Source organism: Kribbella sp. NPDC006257 (genome assembly GCF_040613535.1).
Classification (GTDB): domain Bacteria; phylum Actinomycetota; class Actinomycetes; order Propionibacteriales; family Kribbellaceae; genus Kribbella.
The window spans coordinates 187,421-208,321 of record NZ_JBEXSJ010000011.1; the positions used below are offsets into that span (position 1 = coordinate 187,421).

21 protein-coding genes are annotated in these 20,901 nt (G+C 68.3%); 5 read left to right on the forward strand and 16 right to left on the reverse strand.

Annotated features, from left to right (window positions below; all coding sequences use genetic code 11):
- Positions 1-47: 47 nt before the first annotated feature.
- The 4 genes from ABZ004_RS16245 to ABZ004_RS16260 all read right to left on the reverse strand — a co-directional run bounded on the left by ABZ004_RS16245 (position 48) and on the right by ABZ004_RS16260 (position 2,295).
- Positions 48-920, reverse strand: a complete 873-nt coding sequence (locus ABZ004_RS16245) for a YegS/Rv2252/BmrU family lipid kinase (protein WP_355680650.1) — start codon at positions 918-920, stop codon at positions 48-50.
- Positions 920-1,672 carry a twin-arginine translocase subunit TatC gene (gene tatC, locus ABZ004_RS16250; RefSeq protein WP_355680651.1) on the reverse strand — a complete coding sequence of 251 codons (753 nt, stop codon included), beginning with the start codon at positions 1,670-1,672 and terminating at the stop codon, positions 920-922. Before tatC ends, ABZ004_RS16245 begins: the two co-directional genes overlap by 1 nt.
- A gap of 76 nt (positions 1,673-1,748) precedes the next feature.
- The gene (locus ABZ004_RS16255; RefSeq protein WP_355680652.1) at positions 1,749-2,051 is read right to left on the reverse strand and encodes a twin-arginine translocase TatA/TatE family subunit; all 303 of its coding nucleotides are present in this window, start codon (positions 2,049-2,051) and stop codon (positions 1,749-1,751) included.
- 52 nt (positions 2,052-2,103) lie between these two features.
- Entirely contained in the window at positions 2,104-2,295 is a 192-nt protein-coding gene (locus ABZ004_RS16260; protein ID WP_355680653.1) for a hypothetical protein, read from the reverse strand.
- 127 nt (positions 2,296-2,422) lie between these two features.
- Between ABZ004_RS16260 and ABZ004_RS16265 the strand changes: the two genes are divergently transcribed.
- A complete protein-coding gene (locus ABZ004_RS16265; protein WP_355680654.1) occupies positions 2,423-3,613 on the forward strand; it encodes a winged helix DNA-binding domain-containing protein in 1,191 nt (396 codons plus the stop codon).
- Between the two features lie 6 nt (positions 3,614-3,619).
- Here the strand turns inward: ABZ004_RS16265 and ABZ004_RS16270 are convergent, their stop codons facing one another.
- The 3 genes from ABZ004_RS16270 to ABZ004_RS16280 all read right to left on the reverse strand — a co-directional run bounded on the left by ABZ004_RS16270 (position 3,620) and on the right by ABZ004_RS16280 (position 6,860).
- Positions 3,620-4,591, reverse strand: coding sequence for a WYL domain-containing protein (locus ABZ004_RS16270; RefSeq protein WP_355680655.1), 972 nt, complete (start codon positions 4,589-4,591; stop codon positions 3,620-3,622).
- Positions 4,588-5,550, reverse strand: a complete 963-nt coding sequence (locus tag ABZ004_RS16275; RefSeq protein WP_355680656.1) for a WYL domain-containing protein — start codon at positions 5,548-5,550, stop codon at positions 4,588-4,590. Before ABZ004_RS16275 ends, ABZ004_RS16270 begins: the two co-directional genes overlap by 4 nt.
- A gap of 89 nt (positions 5,551-5,639) precedes the next feature.
- A complete protein-coding gene (locus tag ABZ004_RS16280) occupies positions 5,640-6,860 on the reverse strand; it encodes a LuxR C-terminal-related transcriptional regulator (protein ID WP_355680657.1) in 1,221 nt (406 codons plus the stop codon).
- A gap of 111 nt (positions 6,861-6,971) precedes the next feature.
- Between ABZ004_RS16280 and ABZ004_RS16285 the strand changes: the two genes are divergently transcribed.
- The 3 genes from ABZ004_RS16285 to ABZ004_RS16295 are packed head-to-tail and all read left to right on the forward strand — an operon-like array spanning position 6,972 to position 9,785.
- Positions 6,972-7,760 (forward strand): SDR family oxidoreductase, encoded by a 789-nt coding sequence (locus tag ABZ004_RS16285; protein ID WP_355680658.1) that lies wholly within the window; start codon positions 6,972-6,974, stop codon positions 7,758-7,760.
- 30 nt (positions 7,761-7,790) lie between these two features.
- Positions 7,791-8,660, forward strand: a complete 870-nt coding sequence (locus tag ABZ004_RS16290; RefSeq protein WP_355680659.1) for an alpha/beta hydrolase — start codon at positions 7,791-7,793, stop codon at positions 8,658-8,660.
- A gap of 33 nt (positions 8,661-8,693) precedes the next feature.
- A complete protein-coding gene (locus ABZ004_RS16295; protein ID WP_355680701.1) occupies positions 8,694-9,785 on the forward strand; it encodes a DUF3866 family protein in 1,092 nt (363 codons plus the stop codon).
- A gap of 33 nt (positions 9,786-9,818) precedes the next feature.
- Here the strand turns inward: ABZ004_RS16295 and ABZ004_RS16300 are convergent, their stop codons facing one another.
- Together ABZ004_RS16300 and pafA are read right to left on the reverse strand one after the other, a co-directional pair.
- On the reverse strand, positions 9,819-10,826 hold the full coding sequence (locus ABZ004_RS16300) for an FKBP-type peptidyl-prolyl cis-trans isomerase (RefSeq protein ID WP_355680660.1): 1,008 nt from the start codon (positions 10,824-10,826) through the stop codon (positions 9,819-9,821).
- Positions 10,827-11,039: 213 nt separating this feature from the next.
- Positions 11,040-12,401, reverse strand: coding sequence for a Pup--protein ligase (gene pafA / locus ABZ004_RS16305; protein WP_020386528.1), 1,362 nt, complete (start codon positions 12,399-12,401; stop codon positions 11,040-11,042).
- Positions 12,402-12,596: 195 nt separating this feature from the next.
- Here pafA and ABZ004_RS16310 point away from each other — a divergent pair, with 195 nt between their 5' ends.
- Entirely contained in the window at positions 12,597-13,799 is a 1,203-nt protein-coding gene (locus tag ABZ004_RS16310) for an alpha/beta hydrolase (RefSeq protein ID WP_355680661.1), read from the forward strand.
- Positions 13,800-13,802: 3 nt separating this feature from the next.
- Here the strand turns inward: ABZ004_RS16310 and ABZ004_RS16315 are convergent, their stop codons facing one another.
- The 7 genes from ABZ004_RS16315 to ald form a co-directional block, all read right to left on the reverse strand.
- Complete coding sequence (locus ABZ004_RS16315; RefSeq protein WP_355680662.1) at positions 13,803-14,543, reverse strand: pseudouridine synthase; 741 nt, start codon at positions 14,541-14,543, stop codon at positions 13,803-13,805.
- A complete protein-coding gene (gene scpB, locus ABZ004_RS16320; RefSeq protein WP_355680663.1) occupies positions 14,536-15,864 on the reverse strand; it encodes an SMC-Scp complex subunit ScpB in 1,329 nt (442 codons plus the stop codon). The genes ABZ004_RS16315 and scpB overlap by 8 nt, the downstream gene beginning before the upstream one ends.
- Positions 15,861-16,862, reverse strand: coding sequence for a segregation/condensation protein A (locus ABZ004_RS16325; RefSeq protein WP_355680664.1), 1,002 nt, complete (start codon positions 16,860-16,862; stop codon positions 15,861-15,863). The genes scpB and ABZ004_RS16325 overlap by 4 nt, the downstream gene beginning before the upstream one ends.
- Entirely contained in the window at positions 16,859-17,275 is a 417-nt protein-coding gene (locus ABZ004_RS16330; protein WP_355680665.1) for a hypothetical protein, read from the reverse strand. Before ABZ004_RS16330 ends, ABZ004_RS16325 begins: the two co-directional genes overlap by 4 nt.
- Positions 17,260-18,135, reverse strand: coding sequence for a ParA family protein (locus tag ABZ004_RS16335; protein WP_355680702.1), 876 nt, complete (start codon positions 18,133-18,135; stop codon positions 17,260-17,262). Before ABZ004_RS16335 ends, ABZ004_RS16330 begins: the two co-directional genes overlap by 16 nt.
- Before the next feature lie 377 nt (positions 18,136-18,512).
- On the reverse strand, positions 18,513-19,451 hold the full coding sequence (xerD, locus tag ABZ004_RS16340) for a site-specific tyrosine recombinase XerD (protein WP_355680666.1): 939 nt from the start codon (positions 19,449-19,451) through the stop codon (positions 18,513-18,515).
- Between the two features lie 7 nt (positions 19,452-19,458).
- Positions 19,459-20,574, reverse strand: a complete 1,116-nt coding sequence (ald, locus tag ABZ004_RS16345) for an alanine dehydrogenase (RefSeq protein WP_355680667.1) — start codon at positions 20,572-20,574, stop codon at positions 19,459-19,461.
- Positions 20,575-20,901: the final 327 nt, after the last annotated feature.

The following is a 20,901-nucleotide window of genomic DNA, read 5'->3' on the forward strand; positions in this document are numbered from 1 at the left end:
CCCGTCACGAAAAGGGATCACACAGATTCTTACCGTGATTGAGAGGCTCAGGCGAAGACGGTGAGGGCGCCTGGGGCGATGGTGATGTCGACCGGGAGGGGCCCGAGGATCTCGCCGTCGGCGTACGCGGTGACCGTGGGGGACTCCAGGCGGACGGCGCGGCCGCGGAGGGTTTGCAGCATCGGGTGGCCGACGTGGGTCCCCTTGGCGAGCTTCGGGAACATCTGGAGCAGGGTGAGCCGGGAGACCGGCTTGATGATGGTGATGTCGAGGAGTCCGTCGTCGATCTCGGCGCCGGCGCAGATCTGCAGTCCGCCGCCGTACGTCGGACCGGTGCCGACGGCGACCAGCATCGCGTCCGTCTCGATCACCTCGCCGTCGACCGTCACGACGTACGAGAGCGGCTTGAACGTCCGCAGCTCCGCCAGCGTCGCCAGCGTGTACCGCGAATTGCCCTTCGGCCAGCTCATCGCGTTCGCGCGCTTGTTCACCAGCGAATCGAAGCCGCCGGCCACCACCGTCGTGATGAATTCGTCCTTGGCCACCGCGAGGTCGACCGACCGGGTCCGCCCGCCGGCGATCAGGTCGGCCGCCGCGACCGGATCTTTCAGCGGTACGCCGATCCCGCGCGCGAAGTCGTTCCCGGTCCCCGCCGGGATCACGCCGAACGGCATCCCCGACTTCGCCAGCACCTGCGCACCGAGATGGATCGTGCCGTCCCCGCCGACCAGGCCCACCGCGTCGGCACCGGACGCGATCACCTCGGCGGAGATCCGGCCGACGTCCTCGGCGCAGGCCGTCTCGTACTGCGTGACGCTCAGCCCCGCCGATTCCAGGCGCTGCCGGACGACGGGCGCGACCCGGGCGCCGAGGCCCCGGCCGCTGGTGGGGTTGACCACCAGGGCGATGTGTCGGCTCATCAGTCGGCCAGCAGTTCCTCGGTCTTGCGCGAGCGGCGCTTGTCGTTGATCCGGCAGATCACTTCGGCGACGAAGAACAGCAGGCACATCGGGATGGCCAGCAGACACATCGTGAACGGATCACCGGACGGGGTGGCGACCGCCGCGAAGACGAAGATCACCAAGATGATGTACGGCCGGAACTTGCCGAGCACCGAGGCCGGCACGATCCCGACCATGTTCAGCAGCACGACCACCAACGGGATCAGGAACGCGATCCCGAAGACCAGCATGGTCCGGATCACGAAGTCCAGGTAGTGCGGCAGGTCGATCAGGTTCTGCACCGATTCGGGCGTGAAGCTGATCAGGATCGCGATGCCCTTCGGCAGCGTCCAGTACGCGACCGCCATGCCGCCGGCGAACAGCGGCGCCGCGATCGAGGCGAACAGGATCGCCCACTTCTTCTCGCTGCGGTGCAGGCCGGGCGCGATGAACGCCCACAGCTGGTAGAGCCAGACCGGCGCGGCCAGCAGCAACCCGAACAGCGCCGAGATCTTGATCCGGAAGGTCAGCGCGTCGCCGACCCCGCCGAGGATCAGTTCCGGCGGCTTACCGGTCGGGTCCAGCTGGCGCACGCTCGACTTGAACGGCGCCGTGAGGAGGTGGAAGGCCTGGTCGTAGATGAACCAGCCGATCACCGTACAGACCACGATCGCGAGCACACTGATGACGAGCCTGTTGCGGAGCTCGATGATGTGCTCGCGCAGGGTCATCCGACCCTCTTCGTCTTTCGGGCGGCGCTCTTTCCGCCGTCCGATCCTCACCACTGTCACAGATGGAGCGCGCGGCTCAGTTGGCCGTGTGAGTCGGCGGCAGGCCGTCGCCCTGGCCGTTCACCTGGTTCGGCTGCTGCACCGGCTGCTGGCTGGGGGCCTGCACCTGCGGGTTGACCTGCTGGGTCGGCGCCTGCACGCCCTCGGTCAGCTCGTCGTCCTTCTTGCGACCCGGGCCGACCTCTTCTTCCCAGATCTTCTTCGACTTGCCGAGCTGCTTCACCAGGGCCGGCAGCTTCGCCGAACCGAACAGCAGCACGACGATCGCGAGAATAACGAGCCACTCCGCGCCCTGGGGCATTCCGAGAAACGGAATCATGACGAACTCCCTCTACCGACTTCTACTCGTGGCTCAACAGTGAGCGCCGATACTACGCCCGGGCCGGTGCGTCTTCGGCGGCCCGTACGGACCTGGCCTCCGACTGCGCGGCATCGAGCTTGGACTGGGCGGCGACCAACTCACGTGTCAGTGCCTTGGTCTGGCCCCACAGTTTCTTGGCGAGCAGGACGAGGACCAGAAGCCACACCGCCAGTACGCCGAGGAACAGCAGGAACCAGTACATGCCCCGAGCCTATCCGGTTCCAGGACATGATCACGGCTCGCGGGCAGTCGTGGGGTACAACGGTGGCGGAACGTGGCTGGAACGTAATGGTAAGAACGGTGTATCACCGAGGCACAGGGGGCGTTCGATGGAGCGGATCGGGGTGGCCGAACGGCGGGCCAGGATCGGGCGGCGGCACCGGCTGGCACCCTCCTGCCAGGCGGCGGACCCGGTCCAGGCGGCCAGCTCGATGGTCGTCCTGCACGCGACCGACCCCGCGACGGTCCACCTCTCCGTCGCCGCCCGGGTGCCGGGGAGTGAGGTCGCGATCACAGAGCGTGCCCTGTACGACGAGCGCACGCTGATCCGGATGCTCGGCATGCGCCGGACCGTCTTCGTCGCGCCCACCACGCTCGCCCCCGTGATCCAGGCCGCCTGCACCGACGAGATCGCCGTGAAGCAGCGCAAGCTCCTGACCAAGCACCTCGCCGAGGCGGGGATCGGCGCTGACCTGGAGGCGGCCGGCAAGTGGCTAAGAGCCGTCGAGGAGTCGACCGCAACGGCCCTCACGCTCCGGGGTTCCGCCACCGCGAACGAGCTCTCCGCCGATGAGCCGCGCCTCCGGACCCGCCTGTCGATGGCCGAAGGCAAGTCGTACGCCGCTCAGCCGTACGTCACCAGTCGCGTCCTCTTCCAGCTCGCCGCGGAGGGCCGGATCGTTCGCGGCCGTCCGCTCGGCACCTGGCTCAGCGGCCAGCATCAATGGTCTCCGGCCGAGAAGTGGCTCCCCGGTGGTCTGGGCGACAAACTCCCGGCGGACGAAGCCCGCGCGGAACTCGCCAAGGCCTGGCTGGCCTCATTCGGGCCTGGCACGGCCGCGGATCTGCAGTGGTGGTCGGGCTGGACGATGGGTCAGACCCGGAAGGCGCTCACCGCGGTCGACGCCGTCGAGGTGGACCTGGACGGCACGGTCGGCTACGTCCTGCCGGGCGACGAGGAGCCGGACCCCGAGATCGAGCCGTGGGTCGCCCTCCTCCCCGCCCTGGACCCGACCCCGATGGGCTGGAAGGAGCGCGACTGGTACCTGGGTGACTACAAACCCCAGCTCTTCGACACCACCGGCAACGTGGGCCCCACGGTCTGGGTGAACGGCCGGATCGTGGGCGGCTGGGGCCAGCCCGAGTCGGGCGAGGTCCGCTTCAGAGTGCTGGAGGACGTCGGCGCCGAGGCCACCCGCCAGATCGAGGCCGAGGCCGCCAAATGGACGAGCTGGCTGGCCGGCGTACGAGTCACCCCACGCTTCCGGTCACCGCTGGAGAAGACGCTCTCCCAGGGCTGACAGGTGTCAGAGGTCGTACGCCGAGAGGGCGTCGCGGGCGGTTGCGGCGATCTGGTCGCTGAGGTCGGCGGGTTCCAGGACCGTTGCGGAGCCGCCTAAGCGGAGTACGAGGCGTTGGAGCCAGGCTGTGTCGGCGACCCGGAGCTTGACGATGAGGGAACCGGACGGGCCCTCCTCGACCGACTCGGTCGGGTAGTACTCCGCGACCCAGCGGGCCGGCGGCTCGAGCCGGACGGTGGCGAGCAGATCGTATTCGGACGGCTGGAACATGCCGTTCGACAGGTCTCGCGGCGTCGCCTCCGGGGGCGGCTCGCTCGGCAGATCCAGCACCTTGGCGGCGGCGATCCGGTCCAGCCGGAAGAGCCGGACGTCCTCGGCCAGCCGGCACCAGGCCTCGAGATAGGTCCGCCCGTCCGAGACGACCAGGCGCATCGGGTCCACATCACGCTCGGTGGTCTCGTCGCGGGACGGTACGTCGTACGTGAGGTGCATCCGGCGGTGCTCGGCGAGCGCGCGGTTCACCATGTCGGCGATCTCCGGCGCAGCGGGCTCCACGTGGACGTGCGCGGCGGATCCTTCGACCGCGGCCGCACCCTCCCCCGCGGCTCGCTCCAGCTTGGCAATGGCACGGTCGACAGCGTCCCGGTCGTGCCCGGCGGTGACTTCGCGGAGCGTGCGCAGCGCGGTCAGCAGCGCGAGCGCCTCGTCCGCGGCCAGCCGCAGCGGGCGGGCCAGGTAGTCGGCGTTGTTCAGGTGGATGACGCCGTCGCCCTCGGCCGCGTCGATGTCGATCTCGATCAGGTCGCCCATCTGCGCACCGGGCAGGCCGCAGAACCAGAGCACCTTCAAGTCAGCGATGATCTGCTTCGGCCGGACCCCGAACTCCGCCGCGACGTCGTCGACCCGCGCACCGTCGTTCTCACGCAGATAGGGCACCAGCGCAAGCAACCGCTGCACCTGATCGCGGGCATTGCTCATACGGACACTCCGGCGATGGTCCGCAGCCGGCTCAGTACGCCGTCCAGCACGTCTCCGGGTCCCTCGACCACGGCATCGGTCCCGTACGACGTGATCTCCTCGGCGAGCACAGCCGAGTCGGCGTACGGGACGTGCAGCAGGTCCCAGCCGTCCTCGTAGGGCTCGATCGCGTTCGCCCGCCGACGCAGGCTGACGCAGGAGCCGGCCCGGGCCCGGACCTTCGCCTCGGACGTCGGCCTCGGCGGAGCCAGCTCGGAGACCAGCGAGCGCAGATCGGTGCCTTCCGGTACGACGAACGCACCCGGCTCGCCGACCGTCTTCACTTCGCCGCCGATCCGGGACATCCGGAACATCCGGGTCGCCTCGCGGTCGCGGTCGCGGCCCACGACGTACCAGCGGCCGTGCCAGGACACGATCCCCCACGGTTCGAGGGTGCGCTGGGTCGGCTCGGCCAGCCCGCTGCGGCGGTGCTCGAAGCGGACCACGCTGCGGCTGACCACGGCCGACCAGAGCGTGTCGAAGGCCGGTTCGGAGGCGCCGACGTGCGGCTCGATCGCGCTCAGCGCGGACTGGTCGGTCTGGATCCCGGCCGCCTTCAGCTTGAGCACGGCCGACGTGGTCGCCTCGGCCAGGCTCGCGTGCTGCCAGACCCGGGCGGCGACACCGAGCACGGCCGCCTCGTCCGGCTCCAGGTGCACCTCGGGCAGCTCGAAGACGTCCCGGCGGATCCGGTAGCCGACGTCGTCGGAGAAGAACTTGTCGATGGTGCCCATCTCGATCGGGATGCCGAGGTCGCGCAGCTCGTCCTTGTCGCGCTCGAACATCTTCTCGAAGGCGTCCTCGGTCTGACCCGCGTAGCCCTCGACCACCTCGCGGATCCGCTCCTTGGTCACATAAGTGCGCGCGACCAGCAGGCAGATCACCAAATTGAGCAGCCGCTCACTCTTCCGCGCCGACACCCGACCACCTTACGGCGTACCAGGTCCGACTCCGTAGCCCCGCGCCGAACAGGTGTTCCCTTAAGCCTTCGCGCCGGCCGGCCGGGCCGTCAACGGACTCGTTCGACAATGCGGGCGAGTTCCACCCGGGACTGGACACCGAGGGTGCGGAAGATCTGCCGCAGGTGGTAGTCAACCGTGTGCGGGGAGAGGAACAACAGTGCGGCAGTCTCCCGGTTGGTGAGCCCGCGGGCGACGGTCTCGGCGATGGTTCGCTCGGAGTCGGTGAGCAGCGACCATCGGGCCGCGGAGCCTGTGTCGGACAGGGCGCCGGAGGGCGCGGGGTTCATCCGCCGGCCGATCCAGACCAGGGCGCCGGCGAGGGTCGAGCCGTCGTACACGGGGGCACAGCGAGTGGATCTGGGTCCGGAGGTGTAGGCGACGACCGTCTGCAGGGCTCCGTTGTGGTCGCGGATCGCTCGTTCGGCCCAGTCCCACAGCAGCGCGCGGTCGGTCGGCGCCGCGAGGATCGGACCGGCGGCCGTGTTGAAGAACATGGTGTTGGCGCTGATGGCGGCGAGCGCGCCTTTCGACCGGCGGCGTGCGGTCAGGAAGGCGGCGCGGAGTGCGGCGGACGGGACGCGCGATTCCTCGATCAGCCGGCGACGGGTCTCGGCCACCACGCGCCCGACCAGGGCGGGCATCACCGGGTTGTAGCTGTTCCCCGGACAAGTCGCGTTGATGACGCCCAGCAGTTGTCCGGTCGCGGGATGGACGACCGCGCTGGAGGCACACGACACGGCGGTCAGGTTGTCGGCGTAGTGCTCGAAGCCGCGGACGACGGCCGGTCCGGAAGTCAGCAGGGCCAGGCCGATCGAATTGGTGCCGACCAGCTCCTCGCGGCATACGTAACCAGGCGCCGCACCGATGCCGCCCATCAGGTCCGAGGTGTCGCTGGACCCGGTCCATCGATCGACCACGTGTCCGGCCTGGTCGCTGAGCAGCAGTGCAACGGGGAGATCGGACAAGTCCGCGCTGACGGCAGCCATGGCCGGCGCGGCGGCCCAGCGAAGCCTGCCGTCCTTGTCGACGTCGGCGTCGAACGGCACGGCGACGTGGTCAGCAGGCAGACCGGCCGCGGCGGAGCGCTGCCAGGAAAGCTGGATCGCCTCCGAGACCACGCCCGGTCCATGGCCGCCGTGTGCGACCCGGTCGAGGACGTGCTGGACCGACCCCATGCGTGGTGGCTCCCCCGCGTCGTCCATGGCTCCTCCGGCGTCGGTGAACGCTATGGGCGGCGGCCGGAATCCCCAGGTACGACCTGAACTCATCCTTGCCTGCGACTCCCCGCGCGGCAAGCGATTCGAACTACGTGATCACGTGGTGTCGGCCCGCGAGCCCGTGGCCTACTGTCCAGACCACGTCGACCTGGGAGAGATCACGTGGAGCTTCATCTGACCGGCAAGGTGGCAGTGGTCACTGGTGCGAGCAAGGGCATCGGCCTCGCCATCACACGTTCACTCGCCGAAGAAGGTGTCGCGGTGGTGGCCGGCGCACTGCACGGTAGCGACGAGCTCGATCTACTGGCCGACCGCTTCCCGGTGACTGTGGTCAAGGTCGACCTGACCGAGGCGGGCGGACCGGCGTACCTGATCGAGGAAGCCGTCGGCCGGCACCAGGGGCTCGACATCCTGGTCAACAACGTCGGTGCGGTCCGGCCGCGGCTCGACGGATTCCTGGCCATCACGGACGAGGACTGGAACGCCACTCTCACGATCAACTTCCTGGCTGCGGTCCGCAGCATCCGCGCCGCTCTGCCGCACATGCTCGGGCGATCGAACCCGAGCATCGTGACCGTTGCCTCGGTGAACGCCTCGCTGCCCGATCCGGCCGTGATCGACTACAGCGCGGCCAAGGGCGCGCTGAGCAACTTGTGCAAGTCGCTGTCCAAGGAGTTCGGTCCACAGGGCGTCCGGGTCAACACGATCAGCCCCGGTCCGGTGCAGACCGACCTGTGGCTCGGCGCCGGCGGGGTCGCCGAAACCATCGCCCGGGCCCGCGGCATCAAGCCCGACGAGGTCGCCGGCAGCGCAGCCGCCGACAGCCCGACCGGCCGGTTCACGACCCCGCAAGAGGTCGCCGATCTCGCGCTGCTGCTGGCCAGCGACCGGGCCGGCAACGTCAACGGCAGCGACTTCGTCATCGACGGCGGTCTCATCACCACTGTCTGACCTACCGTTCCTTCCAAGCTAGGGGCCCTCATGTCCGATTCCGCATCCGGCGCTGCCCGGACCATCACCGAGCACGAGCTCGAACAGTGCAAGCAGGCGAACGCCGCGGGCCGGCCGCCAGTGGTGTTCGTCCACGGATTGTGGCTGCTGCCGAACAGCTGGGAGCGCTGGGCGACGCTGTTCGAGGAGCGCGGGTACGTCGCCCTCACGCCCGGCTGGCCGGACGATCCCGAGACGGTCGAGGAGGCCAACGCGCATCCCGAGGCGTTCGCCGGGAAGTCGATCGGCCAGGTCGCCGACCACTTCGAGGAGATCATCCGCGGACTGGACAGCAAACCCGTCGTCGTCGGTCACTCCTTCGGTGGACTGCTGACCCAGATCCTGGCCGGCCGCGGGCTGGCCTCGGCGTCGGTGGCGATCGACCCGGCGCCGTTCCGCGGCGTACTCCCGCTCCCGATCTCCGCCCTGAAGTCGGCGTTCCCGGTGCTCGGGAATCCGGCCAACCGCAACCGGGCGGTTCCGCTCACCTACGACCAGTTCCGGTTCGGCTTCGCCAACGCCGTCGAGGAGGACGAAGCCAAGTACCTGTACGAGACCTACGCCGTACCGGCGGGCGGCAAGCCCTTGTTCCAGGCAGCCGCGGCCAATCTCAACCCCTGGACCGAGGCCAAGGTCGACACCAAGAACCCCGACCGCGGTCCGCTGCTGATCATCTCCGGCGAGAAGGACAACACGGTCCCGTGGGCCGTCGCGAACGCCTCCTACAAGCAGCAACAGGGCAATCCCGGCGTCACCGAGATCGTGGAGATGGAAGGCCGCGGTCACGCCCTGACCATCGACAGCGGTTGGCAAGAGGTGGCCGACACCGCCCTGGACTTCCTCAAACGCACCGCGTCGTAGCCGCTGCGGGCGGTTGGCTACAGTCAGCGGGTGATGCGGTGGCGCGAAGGTGTTGTCAGCGAGCTCGGTCGTAGCTGGCCTGGAGCACAGGAGCTGGCTGTGGTGATCGGGGACCGCGCTGTGCGCGCACTGGCTTACCCGGACTTGGTGGGGTCGCCTGCTGTGGGTGACCGGGTGCTACTGAACGTCGGTGCGCTCGACCGTGGTCTAGGGACCGGTGGGTACGCATTGGTGGTCGCTATCCCCGACCGGCTGCCTCCTGATCCGCCAGAGACCGGTCACCTGGTCAAGGCGCGTTACACGCCGCTGCAGTCGATGGTGCTCGGCGCGGATGAGCAGGACTCCCCGGACCACGCCGTACTGCGTGATGCGGACGACTTGTTCGGTACGCCGGTCGTCGTGGCTGACCTGCACTCTGCGCTGCCCGCAGTACTGGCTGGGGTGTACGAGGCTCGACCCAGTACCCGAGTCGTGTACGTCATGACCGACGGCGGCGCTCTACCGCTCGCCTTCTCGCGCACTGTGCCGGCTCTGAAGGACGCGGGTTGGCTAGGTGGGACAGTGACCGTTGGGCAGGCGTTCGGCGGGGACCGGGAAGCAGTGACCGTCCACACCGGCCTACTGACCGCAGTACATGTCCTGGCGGCGGAGGTCGTCGTCATCACCCAGGGGCCGGGCAATCTCGGCACCGGGACTCGCTGGGGCTTCTCCGGTGTGCAGTCGGGCGAGGCAGTCAACGCTGTCGGCACGCTGGGCGGACGGGCCGTGGCGTCACTACGGATCTCCGAGGCCGACCCGCGCCCGCGACATCGGGGCATCTCACATCACAGCCTCACGGCGTACGGGCGGGTCGCGCTGCAGCCCGCCGACGTCGTCGTACCGGATCTCGACGGTGACTTCGGCGACCTGGTCCGGGACGCCGCCGAACCACTGAAGGCGCGGCATCACGTCGTACGGGTGTCCGTGGACGGCCTGTACGACGCGTTGGCGGCCGCGCCGGTGAAGCTGTCGACGATGGGCCGCAACCTCGACGGCGACCGTTCCTACTTCGAGGCCGCGGCTGCCGCAGGCCGTCATGCGGCCGGGCTGGTGGACATTCCGGCCGGGCAGCGAAAAGCGGTCTGAGGCTCCGGAAAGCCCCAGACCGCTCTGGCTGGATCAGTTCGACGGGCTGCCGCTGGTGCTCGGCTGCGGGGTCGCCGGCTTCGGGGCCGGGAACGAGTTCAGGATGTCGATCACGGCGAAGGCGTTGACCGTCTTGCCCTTGTCATCCTTGCTGGCCGGGAGTTCTACCAGGACGCGACTGCCGATCGGGATGCCGGCGAGGCCGTCCAGTGCGCCGGTCTGGCCGTTCGGGCCGGGGCCGACCTGGAGCTGGTCGGTCGGGGCGCCGGGCTGCGCGGGCGCGGTCGCCGAAGCCGGCGTACCGGCCCAGGTGCTGGCCTGCTTCTTGCCGGTGTAGTCGTAGACGACGTAGCGGCCGACGATCTGACTGGCCTTCTCGACCGGCTTGCCCTTGCCGGTGGCGATGATGACCGGCTTGCCCGGCTTCGCCGGCGGCTTGGTGCCGGCCGGGACCGTGACCTTCGGCTCCGCGTTCAGCTCACCGGTGACCTTGAACGGAGTGGCCGGTGCGGCCACCGGGTCGGCGTCCAGCTTGGTGTCGTTCGCGGCGGCGCTGACCAGGTCGACGACGAAGATCAGCGTGTCGTCACCCTTGATGCCGGCGTCGGCGTTGCCCTGCTCCTTGTAACCCTTGTCGGCCGGGATCGAGAGCAGCACGCGGCTGCCGATCTTCTTGCCGACCAGACCCTCGTCCCAGCCGGTGATGACGCCACCGACCCCGATCGGGAACGACGACGGCGCACCGCGGTCGTAGGAGTTGTCGAACACCTTGCCGTCACGCCAGATCTGGCCGAGGTAGTTCGCGGTGAGCAGCTCGCCCTTCTTGACCTCCGGGCCGTCGCCCTCCTTGAGGACCTCGGTCACCAGGGACTTGTCCGGGTCCCCGTCGCGGTGCGTCACGGTCGGCTTCTGGCCGAAGTCCGCGGTCACCTTGATCCCGTTCTTGCCGAAGTCACCTCCGGCCTTGGAATCCTCCGAACCGCAGGCGACCAGGGACGACCCCAGCGCGAGCACAGCGACCAGACTCAACAACTTGCGCACGAAACGAGCACCTCGAAATCTCACGGCGTGGGCCCGGAACCGCGGACCTGCCTGGATACGGCCAGATGAACGCCGCCCACCCTAGCCTGCACGGGCAAGCACGCGAGCACTCACCTCAGTCACCGTTCGATCACGTCACGCAGCGTCGCACAGCAGACTGCCAGCCCGCTCACAGCAACCCCCGGTACGCCGTACCGGAGGTTGCTCCCGCCCTCACATACTCGCGATGAGCTTCTCGACTCGCTCGTCATGAGACTTGAAGGGGTCTTTGCAGAGGACTGTTCTCTGAGCCTGGTCGTTCAGCTTCAGGTGCACCCAGTCGACGGTGAAGTCGCGGCGGCGCTCCTGGGCACGCTTGATGAACTCGCCCCGCAGGCGCGCCCGGGTCGTCTGCGGCGGCACCGACTTCGCCTCGAACACCCGCAGGTCGTCGACCACGCGCGTGACGGCACCCTTGCGCTCGAGCAGGTAATAGAGCCCGCGCGGCCGGTGGATGTCGTGGTACGCCAGATCGAGCTGCGCCACCCGCGGACTCGCGAGCCCGAGGTTGTTCTGCTGGCGGTAGCGCTCGATCAGCCGGTACTTGATCACCCAGTCGATCTCGCGCTCGATCCCGGACAGGTCGCCGGACTCGATCGCCTTCAGGCACCGCTCCCACAGATTCAGCGCACGCTCCACCGCCGGCGTACCGAGCTCGCGCCGGTCCACGAAGTCCCGCGCCTTGGTCAGGTACTCACCCTGGATGTCGAGTGCGCTCGCCTCGCGACCGTTGGCCAGCCGCACCTCGCGGCGCCCGGTCATGTCGTGGCTGATCTCGCGGATCGCCCGGATCGGGTTGTCCAGGGTCAGGTCGCGCATCACGATGCCGGCCTCGATCATCCGCAGGACGAGATCGGTGCTCGCCACCTTCAGCAGCATCGTGGTCTCGGACATGTTCGAGTCGCCGACGATCACGTGCAGCCGGCGGAACCGCTCGGCGTCCGCGTGCGGCTCGTCGCGGGTGTTGATGATCGGCCGGGACCGCGTCGTCGCGCTGGAGACGCCTTCCCAGATGTGCTCGGCGCGCTGGCTCACCGAATACACCGCGCCGCGGGGTGTCTGCAGCACCTTGCCGGCACCGCAGATCAGCTGCCGCGTGACCAGGAACGGGATCAGCACGTCGGCCAGCTTGGCGAAGTCGCCGTGCCGGCTGACCAGGTAGTTCTCGTGGCAGCCGTAGCTGTTGCCGGCCGAGTCGGTGTTGTTCTTGAACAGGTAGACGTCGCCGAAGATGCCTTCGTCGTGCAGCCGCTTCTGCGCGTCGACGAGCAGTCCTTCGAGGATCCGCTCACCCGCCTTGTCGTGTGCGATCAGGTCGGTGACCGAATCGCACTCGCCGGTCGCGTACTCCGGGTGGGAGCCCACGTCGAGGTAGAGCCGGGCCCCGTTGCGGAGGAAGACGTTACTGCTCCGCCCCCAGGACACGACTCGCCGAAACAAGTACCTCGCCACCTCATCGGGGGTCAGTCGGCGCTGACCGCGAAAAGTGCAGGTGACTCCGTACTCGTTCTCCAGGCCGAAGATTCGCCGGTTCACATCACCCACCCTACGGCGCCCTTCCGACATTCGTGAGCGGTCTCAGGCGCGGCGTTTCTCGCCGTTACTCCTTTGATGTCAACAAACCGTGGTTCCAGAACGGTTCGTACGCCGTTCCGCCGCCGGGTGGATCTTCGGGTGGAGATCACCCCGTACGCCGGACGTCAGGCGCCAACCACTGCGACGGTGATTGCCATGAGACGACGAACCTTCCTCACCGCCGCCACCTCCACAGCCCTCACCGGACTCCTGTCCGGACACCCCTCCTCAAGCTGGGCCGCACCCGGTTCAGTCTCGACCGGCACTGCCGGAGCCAGTTCGGTCCCGGGCGCCGTGGGCTCTGACGAGGTGCTCCGACTCCCAGCGCCGACCGGGTCTCATCGGGTGGGGACGACGATGTTTCCGTTGACCGATACCGGACGGTCCGATCCGTGGAACGGCGCGACCACCCGGGAGCTCATGCTCACCGTCTTCTACCCGGCCACCGACATCCGCGGTCATCACCGAGCACCACAACTCACCCCAACCGCCGCCGCCATCTTCAAGGATCTCGACGCCGGCCTGCTCCACCCCGAACTTCCGGCTAGCGGAGTCGACTGGGCAGCCACGCTCACCCACTCGTACGTCGACGCGCCCGTCCTGCCCGGTCGTCACCCGGTCCTCCTCTACAGCCCCGGTGGCGCCGACCCACGCACCATCGGCACCTCACTAGCCGAGGACCTGGCCAGCCACGGCTACGTCGTCATCACCATCGACCACCCAGGCGAAACCAGCGAGGTCGACTTCCCCGGCCGACCCCCGCGCGTCATCGAACTCCCGCCCGACGGCCCCACCAACCCAGCCGTCCTCCGCACGATGCTGACGACCCGCTTCGCAGACATCACCTTCATCCTCGACCAACTCCATGCAAACCACCTCGATGCGCTGCCGGGACGAGCGCTCCCACGCGGTCTCGCTCGCGCACTCAACCTCCGCCGGATCGGCATCTACGGCCACTCGGCCGGCGGCGCAACAGCCGCTGAGTCTCTCCACCGCGACCCTCGCCTGAAAGCCGCCGCCAACCTCGAGGGCTATCTCGACTACCTCGACGGCGAGCTCTTCCAGATCGCCCAGCACGGCACCCGCAAGCCAGTCCTCCTCGCCGGCACCGACGGCTTCCGCGACGCCCGCTTCGACCGCACCTGGTCGGCCCTGCTCTCCCACGGCGGCCCAGTACGCCGTACGCAATTACCCCACGCCAACCACTGGATCTGGACCGACTACGCCGCCTTCACCCCACAACTCGTCGCAGCCGGCCTCACCACGCCCACCGCCCGCCGGCACCTCACCGGCGACAACCCGCACGCGACCCCCGCAGTACGAACCCTCGTCCGCACCTTCTTCAACCACGCCCTCTAGAGCTCAGAGGTTGACGAGGTCCAGGAGTTGGCCTAGTTCTTTCTGGTCGAGGTCGCGCAGTTCGCCGGTGTGCAGGTTGCCGCGGCGGACCGGGCCGATCGCCGTACGGGTGAGGCGTTTGACCGGGTGCCCGATCGCGTCGAACATGCGACGGACGATCCGGTTGCGGCCTTCGTGCAGGGTGATCTGGATCAGCGTGCGGCCCTTGATCTCCGAGACCACCTTGACGGTGTCGGCCTGGGCCGGGCCGTCGTCCAGTGTGACGCCGTCGAGGAGGCGGCGCAGCGTGCCGGTCTTGACGTTGCCGTCGACCTCGGCGACATAGGTCTTGGAGACTTCGTACGACGGGTGGGCCAGCCGGTGCGCGAACTCACCGTGGTTGGTGAGCAGCAGCAGGCCCTCCGTGTCGGTGTCGAGCCGGCCGATGTGGAACAGGCGCTCCGGGCGGTCGTGCACGTAGTCGGCGATGCACGGACGGCCCTGCGGGTCGGACATCGTGGTGACGACACCGCGTGGCTTGTTGAGCACCAGGTACGCGTGCTCGGTGAGCGGCGGGATCCGTTCACCGTCGACCCGGATCACCGAGACGGCGGGGTCGACGCGGGTGCCGAACTCGGTGACGACGACGCCGTCGACCTCGACCCGGCCCTGCTCGATCAGGAGTTCGGAGTTGCGGCGGCTGGCGACGCCGGCTTGCGCGAGCGCCTTCTGCAGCCGGATGCCGGACTCGTCGGTGTCACTCATCGCGTTCGTTCGCCTCGGTCCCGTACTGCGATCCGCCGGCTACCGGCTCGTCGTCGGACTCGTCGGGTACCCCGGCAAGCTCAAGATCCTCAGCGGCCTCGAGCCGCTCGTCCACCGACTCGTCGTCCTCGTCGAGGTCGTCATCGTCATCGTCGGCAGCATCGACGTCCTCGATCGCATCGATGGCGAGGTCGTCGTCCTCGTCCTCGTCATCCTCGTCGAGATCGCCTACCGCAGCGTCGAAATCGGCACTCTCGTCGTCATCATCGTTGCCATCAGCATCTTCTTCACCAGCCGGGATCTCAGCCGGGTCCGCAGCAGTCTCGATCTCGTCCCCACCAGCCTCCAACTCCTCAGCCGGCTCCAACTCCTCCTCCGGCCCACCATCCTCAGCCACTGCCTCCACGGCGTCCTCACTTTCTGCCTCTGCCTGCACCGTTTCGGCTTCGGGAGTGGTGTTCTGGGCAGCGAGTTCTTCTTCCATGTCGTCCATGTCCGGGAGGTACGGCGCGAGTTCGGGCAGGTCGTCGAGGCTCTGCATGCCCATCCGCTCCAGGAAGTAGGAGGTCGTCCGGTAGAGCGTCGCCTGCGACTCGGTATCCGCGCCCGCCTCTTCCACCAGCCCGCGGCTGATCAGCGTCCGCATCACACCGTCGACGTTCACACCACGGATCGCCGACACCCGCGCGCGACTCACCGGCTGTTTGTACGCGACCACCGCCAGCGTCTCCAACGCCGCCTGCGTCAACCGCGACTGCTGCCCGTCAAGAACAAAACGTTCCACGTACTGCGCGGCGTCGGCTCGCGTGTAGTACCGCCACCCGCCTCCCACCTCACGCAGATCGAACCCACGACCCTGCTCGGTGTACTCCCCCGCCAGCTCGTTCAGCGCGTTCGTCACATCACCGGTCGGCCGCCCCACCGTCCGGGCCAACGTCAACGCCGGCAACGGCTCGTCCGTCACCATCAAAATAGCTTCCAGCGCCCGCCGCATCGTCGCATCGTCGACAACAACCTCAACCCCCGACAAAACCCCTTCCTCCTCCCCGAACGGCGCCCCCACGCCTACATCGGAGGTGTCGGTGTCGTCGGAGGTCTCCACCTCGGAGGTGGAAGCGAGGACGTCGTCGGAGGAACTGGCGTCGTCCGGCGAGTCGGTGTCGTCAGATGTGGATGCAGCGTCGTCGGACGCTAACTCTTCAGCCGCGGGGTCCGGGGTGATGATCTGTTCGGTAGTGGTGACCGAGTCCAGGGCGTCGGTGGTTGCCGCGTCCGACGGAATCGTCTCGGCCTCGGGAGTTGTGGTTCGGTTCTCGGTCACTGGTCCACCGTCTCGTTCTGGACTGCTGGAGGCTCGGGTTCGGGCGGATCGTCGACCGTCACCGGGGTGCCGGATTCGAACCATTCGGGTGTCTCGTCGACCACCTCGGGTGCCTCACCTTCGCCCGACTCCGGTTCCGCGACCTCGTCGAACTCGTCGCTGACGTCGATCTCCCCGTCGTCGGTCCCGGTCCACCGGATCGTCAACTCACCCAACGGCGTCACCTGATCGAACGCGACGGCCGCCTCCCGGAACAACTCCAGCAACGCCAGGAACCGGCAGACGGTCGTCACAGTGTCCGGCGAATCAGCAACCAGAGCGCGGAACGTCGTACTGCGCTGCCTCCGCAACCGATCGACGATCACCAGCGCCTGCTCGCGTACCGTCACCGCCGGCGCATGCAAGTGCGCGAGCGAAACCCCTTCCGGAACAACGATGTCCTTGGGAGCCAACGCCCGCGCAGCCAACGCGGCAAGACCCGCCGGATCGATCCCCAGCAACACCTCGGGCAGCAGATCGGCGAACCGCGGCTCCATCCCCACCGCCCGCGGGAACCGCTTCGCCTCTTCGGCCATCCGGGTCTGCATCAACGCCGCGATCTGCTTGAACGCCCGGTACTGCAACAGCCGCGCGAACAGCAGATCCCGCGCTTCCAGCAGGGCCAGATCCTCGTGGTCCTCGACATCACCCTGCGGCAGCAACCGCGCCGCCTTCAGATCCAGCAGCGTCGCCGCGATCAGCAGGAACTCCGACGTCTGATCCAGGTCCCACTCCGACCCGAGCGCCTTGATATGCGCGATGAAGTCGTCGGTGACCGTCGACAGCGAGACCTCGGTGATGTCCAGCTTGTGCTTGCTGATCAGCTGCAGCAGCAGGTCGAACGGACCCTCGAAGTTGACCAGGTGAACGCTGAACCCCTTGCCCTCGGCCACCACCGGGAGTTCCGGGGCGGCACCCGGCAACTCGATCGGCAGTTCCGAGGTAGGGGCATCACTCATGACGAGGCAGGCTCCACCGCTGCGGCAGCGGCCGACTCGGCTGCCCGCAACCGCTGCACAAGCACCGAGTCCGGGCCGTGGTCGACGAAATCGGCCAGCAGGACGTCGATCGCCTCGCGGACGATCCGGCCGCGGTCGGCGGTCAGGCCGTGCTCGGCGCGCAACGCGAGTCTGGTCTGTTCCAAACCGAGCAGCTCTTCCTCGGTCACGTACACGGTGATCTTCGTGTCGTGCCGGATCCGGCCACTGGACTTCCGGTCCTCGACGACAGCCGTCCGCGACCGCCCGTTCGAACCGGGGCGGTCGTCGAGCGACGATCCGTCAGTGGCTGTGCGCTTCTCGGGTCTGGTCTGCTTCGGTGCCGCACTCCCGAACAGTTCGCTGGCACCTGGCAGGCTCACCCGGCGGGACAACGCGCCAGCACCTCCTTGGCAAGGTCGCGGTACTGGGTAGCCGCTTGGGACGATGGCGCGTACGTCGTGATCGGTTCGCCGACGACCGTGGTCTCGGGGAACTTGACGGTACGCCGGATGACGGTGTGGAAGACCCGCTCGTCGAAGGCCTGGACGACCCGGTCGAGCACTTCCCGGGCGTGCGTGGTGCGCCCGTCGAACATGGTGCCGAGGATGCCGACGATCTCCAGCTTCGGGTTCAGCCGGTCCTGCACCTTGCCGATCGTGTCGGTCAGCATCGCCAGCCCGCGCAGCGCGAAGAACTCGCACTCCAGCGGTACGACGATGCCGTTGGACGCGGTCAGCGCGTTCACGGTGAGCAGACCCAACGAGGGCGCGCAGTCGATCAGGATCACGTCGTACAGCGGGATGATCGGTTCCAGCACCCGCTGCAGGGTGTACTCGCGGGCGACTTCCTGGACCAGCTGGACCTCGGCCGCGGACAGGTCGATGTTGGCGGGCAGCAGGTCGAGGTTCTCGACCCGGGTCGCCTGGATCACCTCGCCGGGGGTGATGTCGCGCTGCATCAGCAGGTTGTAGACCGACAGCTCGAGGTCGTGCGGCTGCACGCCGAGCCCGATCGAGGCGGATCCCTGCGGGTCGAAGTCGATCAGCAGCACCTTGCGTCCGGTCTCGGCGATCGCGGCGCCCAGGTTGATGGTCGTCGTGGTCTTGCCGACGCCACCCTTCTGGTTGCACATCGCGATCACCTGCGCGGGTCCGCGCCTGGTCGGCGGCAACACCGGCGGCAGATCCGGAAGCGGCCGGCCGGTCGGTCCGATCTTGTTCCTCGGACCGTGCGGGTCATTCACAGGTGCCATGTCCTCCGCGGTCAGCTTGGCCGTCGGCCGGGGCATCTCCGCATAGTTGCTGGGTGGGGTGACCGTCCGCACGGGTGCCGGAGGCGCGGCGGGCGCGGGCGTTGCAGGGTGCTGTTCGGGCGGCGTGGCGGGCGCCTGATCCGGGGTCGACGGGATCGGCTCCATCGACGTCGGCAGCTGCTGGGTGCCCGGGAATGTCGACTCGTTCATGACTCGTCAAACCTTTCAACCGATACGGGCGATCCCAGCGACTGTAAGCGTGCATTCAAGCACTCTCAACCAGCCACTCCGCAGCGGGGTCGGTCCGTCCGTCAGGCGCAGCCGATCATACCGCCCGAATGACCGACCGTGACCGAATGATTGCACACCGCTGCAGATCAGCCGGACAGGGCGCGCGGGTGGGAGGTGGCGTAGACCTCGCGGAGCTTGTCGACCGTGACGAGCGTGTAGACCTGCGTGGTGGTGACGGAGGCGTGCCCGAGCAACTCCTGCACGACCCGGACGTCCGCACCGCCGTCGAGGAGATGAGTGGCGAACGAGTGGCGGAGCGTGTGCGGCGAGATCTCCTTGGCGATCCCGGCCCGCTCGGCCGCGCGCCGTAGTACGGTCCAGGCACTTTGCCGCGACAGCCGGCCGCCGCGCGCGTTCAGGAACAGCGCGTGCGTGCCGCGGCCCCGGCCGACCAGCTCGGGACGGCCCCGGACCTGGTACGCCGAGAGGGCATCGCGCGCGTAGGACCCCACCGGTACGACGCGTTCCTTGCTGCCCTTGCCGCGGAGCAGCACCGTGCCGGTCTCCAGATCGACCTCGTCGACATCGAGTCCGACCGCCTCCGAGATCCGCGCACCCGTCCCGTAGAGGAACTCCAGCAACGCGGCATCACGAGTCGCCAGTACGGCGGGCTCCGCCTCGGCGCCGGCCGCTGCCTTCAGGATCCGGGTGACCTCGTCCACGGTCAGTGCCTTCGGCAACCGTTGCGGCGGGGTCGGCGGCTTCACCGCGGACGCGGGGTCGATCTCGGTGAGCCCTTCGCGCAGGCAGAACTTGTGGAACCCGCGAACGGCGACCACGGTCCGGCCCGCGCTCGACGCGGTCAGCGGCGGATGATCCGCGTCGCCTTCGCGCAGGCGCATCAGGAAGTCGCCGATGACGGCCTCGGTGACCCGGCCGAGACTGTCGATCCCGGTGCTGCTCAGATACGCGTCGTACCGGCGCAGGTCCCGCCGGTACGACGCCAGGGTGTTGGCGGCCAGGCCGCGTTCGACCGTCAGATGGTCGAGATACGAACCGACCGCCCGCCCTACCTCACTGACCATGCGGGAATTAGACCAGCACTTCGTCGAGCTTCAGCTGGCCGAGGTCGTGCGCCTCGGCGACCGGGCCGTAGGTGACGTGGCCGTCGAAGGTGTTCAGGCCGAGGGCGAGGCTGTGGTCGTTCTTGAGCGCCTCGCGCCAGCCCAGGTTCGCCAGCTCCACGGCGTACGGGAGTGTCACGTTGGTGAGCGCGTACGTCGAGGTGTTCGGGACCGCGCCGGGCATGTTGGCGACGCAGTAGAACAGCGAGTTGTGCACCTTGTAGACCGGGTCGGCGTGCGTGGTCGGGCGCGAGTCCTCGAAGCAGCCGCCCTGGTCGATCGCGATGTCGACGAGCACGCTGCCCGGCTTCATCTGCGCCACCAGGTCGTTGCTGACCAGCTTCGGTGCCTTCGCACCGGTGACCAGGACCGCACCGATCACCAGGTCGGCCTCCAGCACCGCCTTCTCGATCTCGAACGCATTCGACGCGACCGTCCGCAGGTGCCCCTGGTAGGTCCGGTCGGCGTCGCGGAGGCGGGCGATGTTGCGGTCGAACAGCTGCACCTCGGCCTGCATGCCGAGCGCGATCGCCGCGGCGTTCATCCCCGCGACGCCGGCGCCGATGATGACCACCCGGGCCGCGTGCACGCCGGAGACACCGCCCATCAGGACGCCACGGCCGCCGCCGTTGGCCATCAGGTGGTACGAACCGGCCTGCGGCGCGAGCCGGCCGGCGACCTCGCTCATCGGGGCGAGCAGCGGCAGCGAACCGTCCGGCAGCTGAACCGTCTCGTACGCGATGCCGGTGATGCCGGACTTCGTCAGGGCGTCGGTGGTCTCCCGGCTGGCGGCTAGGTGCAGGTAGGTGAACAGCACCTGGTCCCTGCGCATCCGGTGGTACTCCTCCGCCACCGGCTCCTTGACCTTGAGCACCAGCTCGGCATCGGCCCAGACGTCGTCGGCCGTCGGCACGATGCGCGCACCGGCCGCGACGAACTCCTCGTCGGTGAGCAGCGAGCCGGTCCCGGCCCCTTGCTCGATCAGAACCTGGTGCCCGTTCCGCACGAACTCGTGCACGCCGGCCGGGGTGATCGCCACCCGGTACTCGTGGTTCTTGACTTCCTTCGGAACTCCGACCTTCACAACTTGCCCTTCTTCCGTTTCCAGGTGTGCGGGTCACCTCGGTGTGATCCGCGGCCCGGCCGTTTCGAGGGGTTGGGAACGCCAGGTCGTTGCCGAGTGTAAGCCCGCAAGGTTCATACCACCCGACCGGTTGGTCTTGTCCCGTCCCGACGCGCTAACGACTGGCACGGCAGTCCGGTTACACTCTCGTAAGACGTCGTGGCACGACGTGAGGTTGGCCGCTGATTCCACGCTCTGGAAGGCACCTCGGCGCGTTCGCGCATTTTTGACGCAAATCTTTCACTCTCCTTTACGCCCGCTTTGCACTACCCGGGAGAGCTCTGTCCG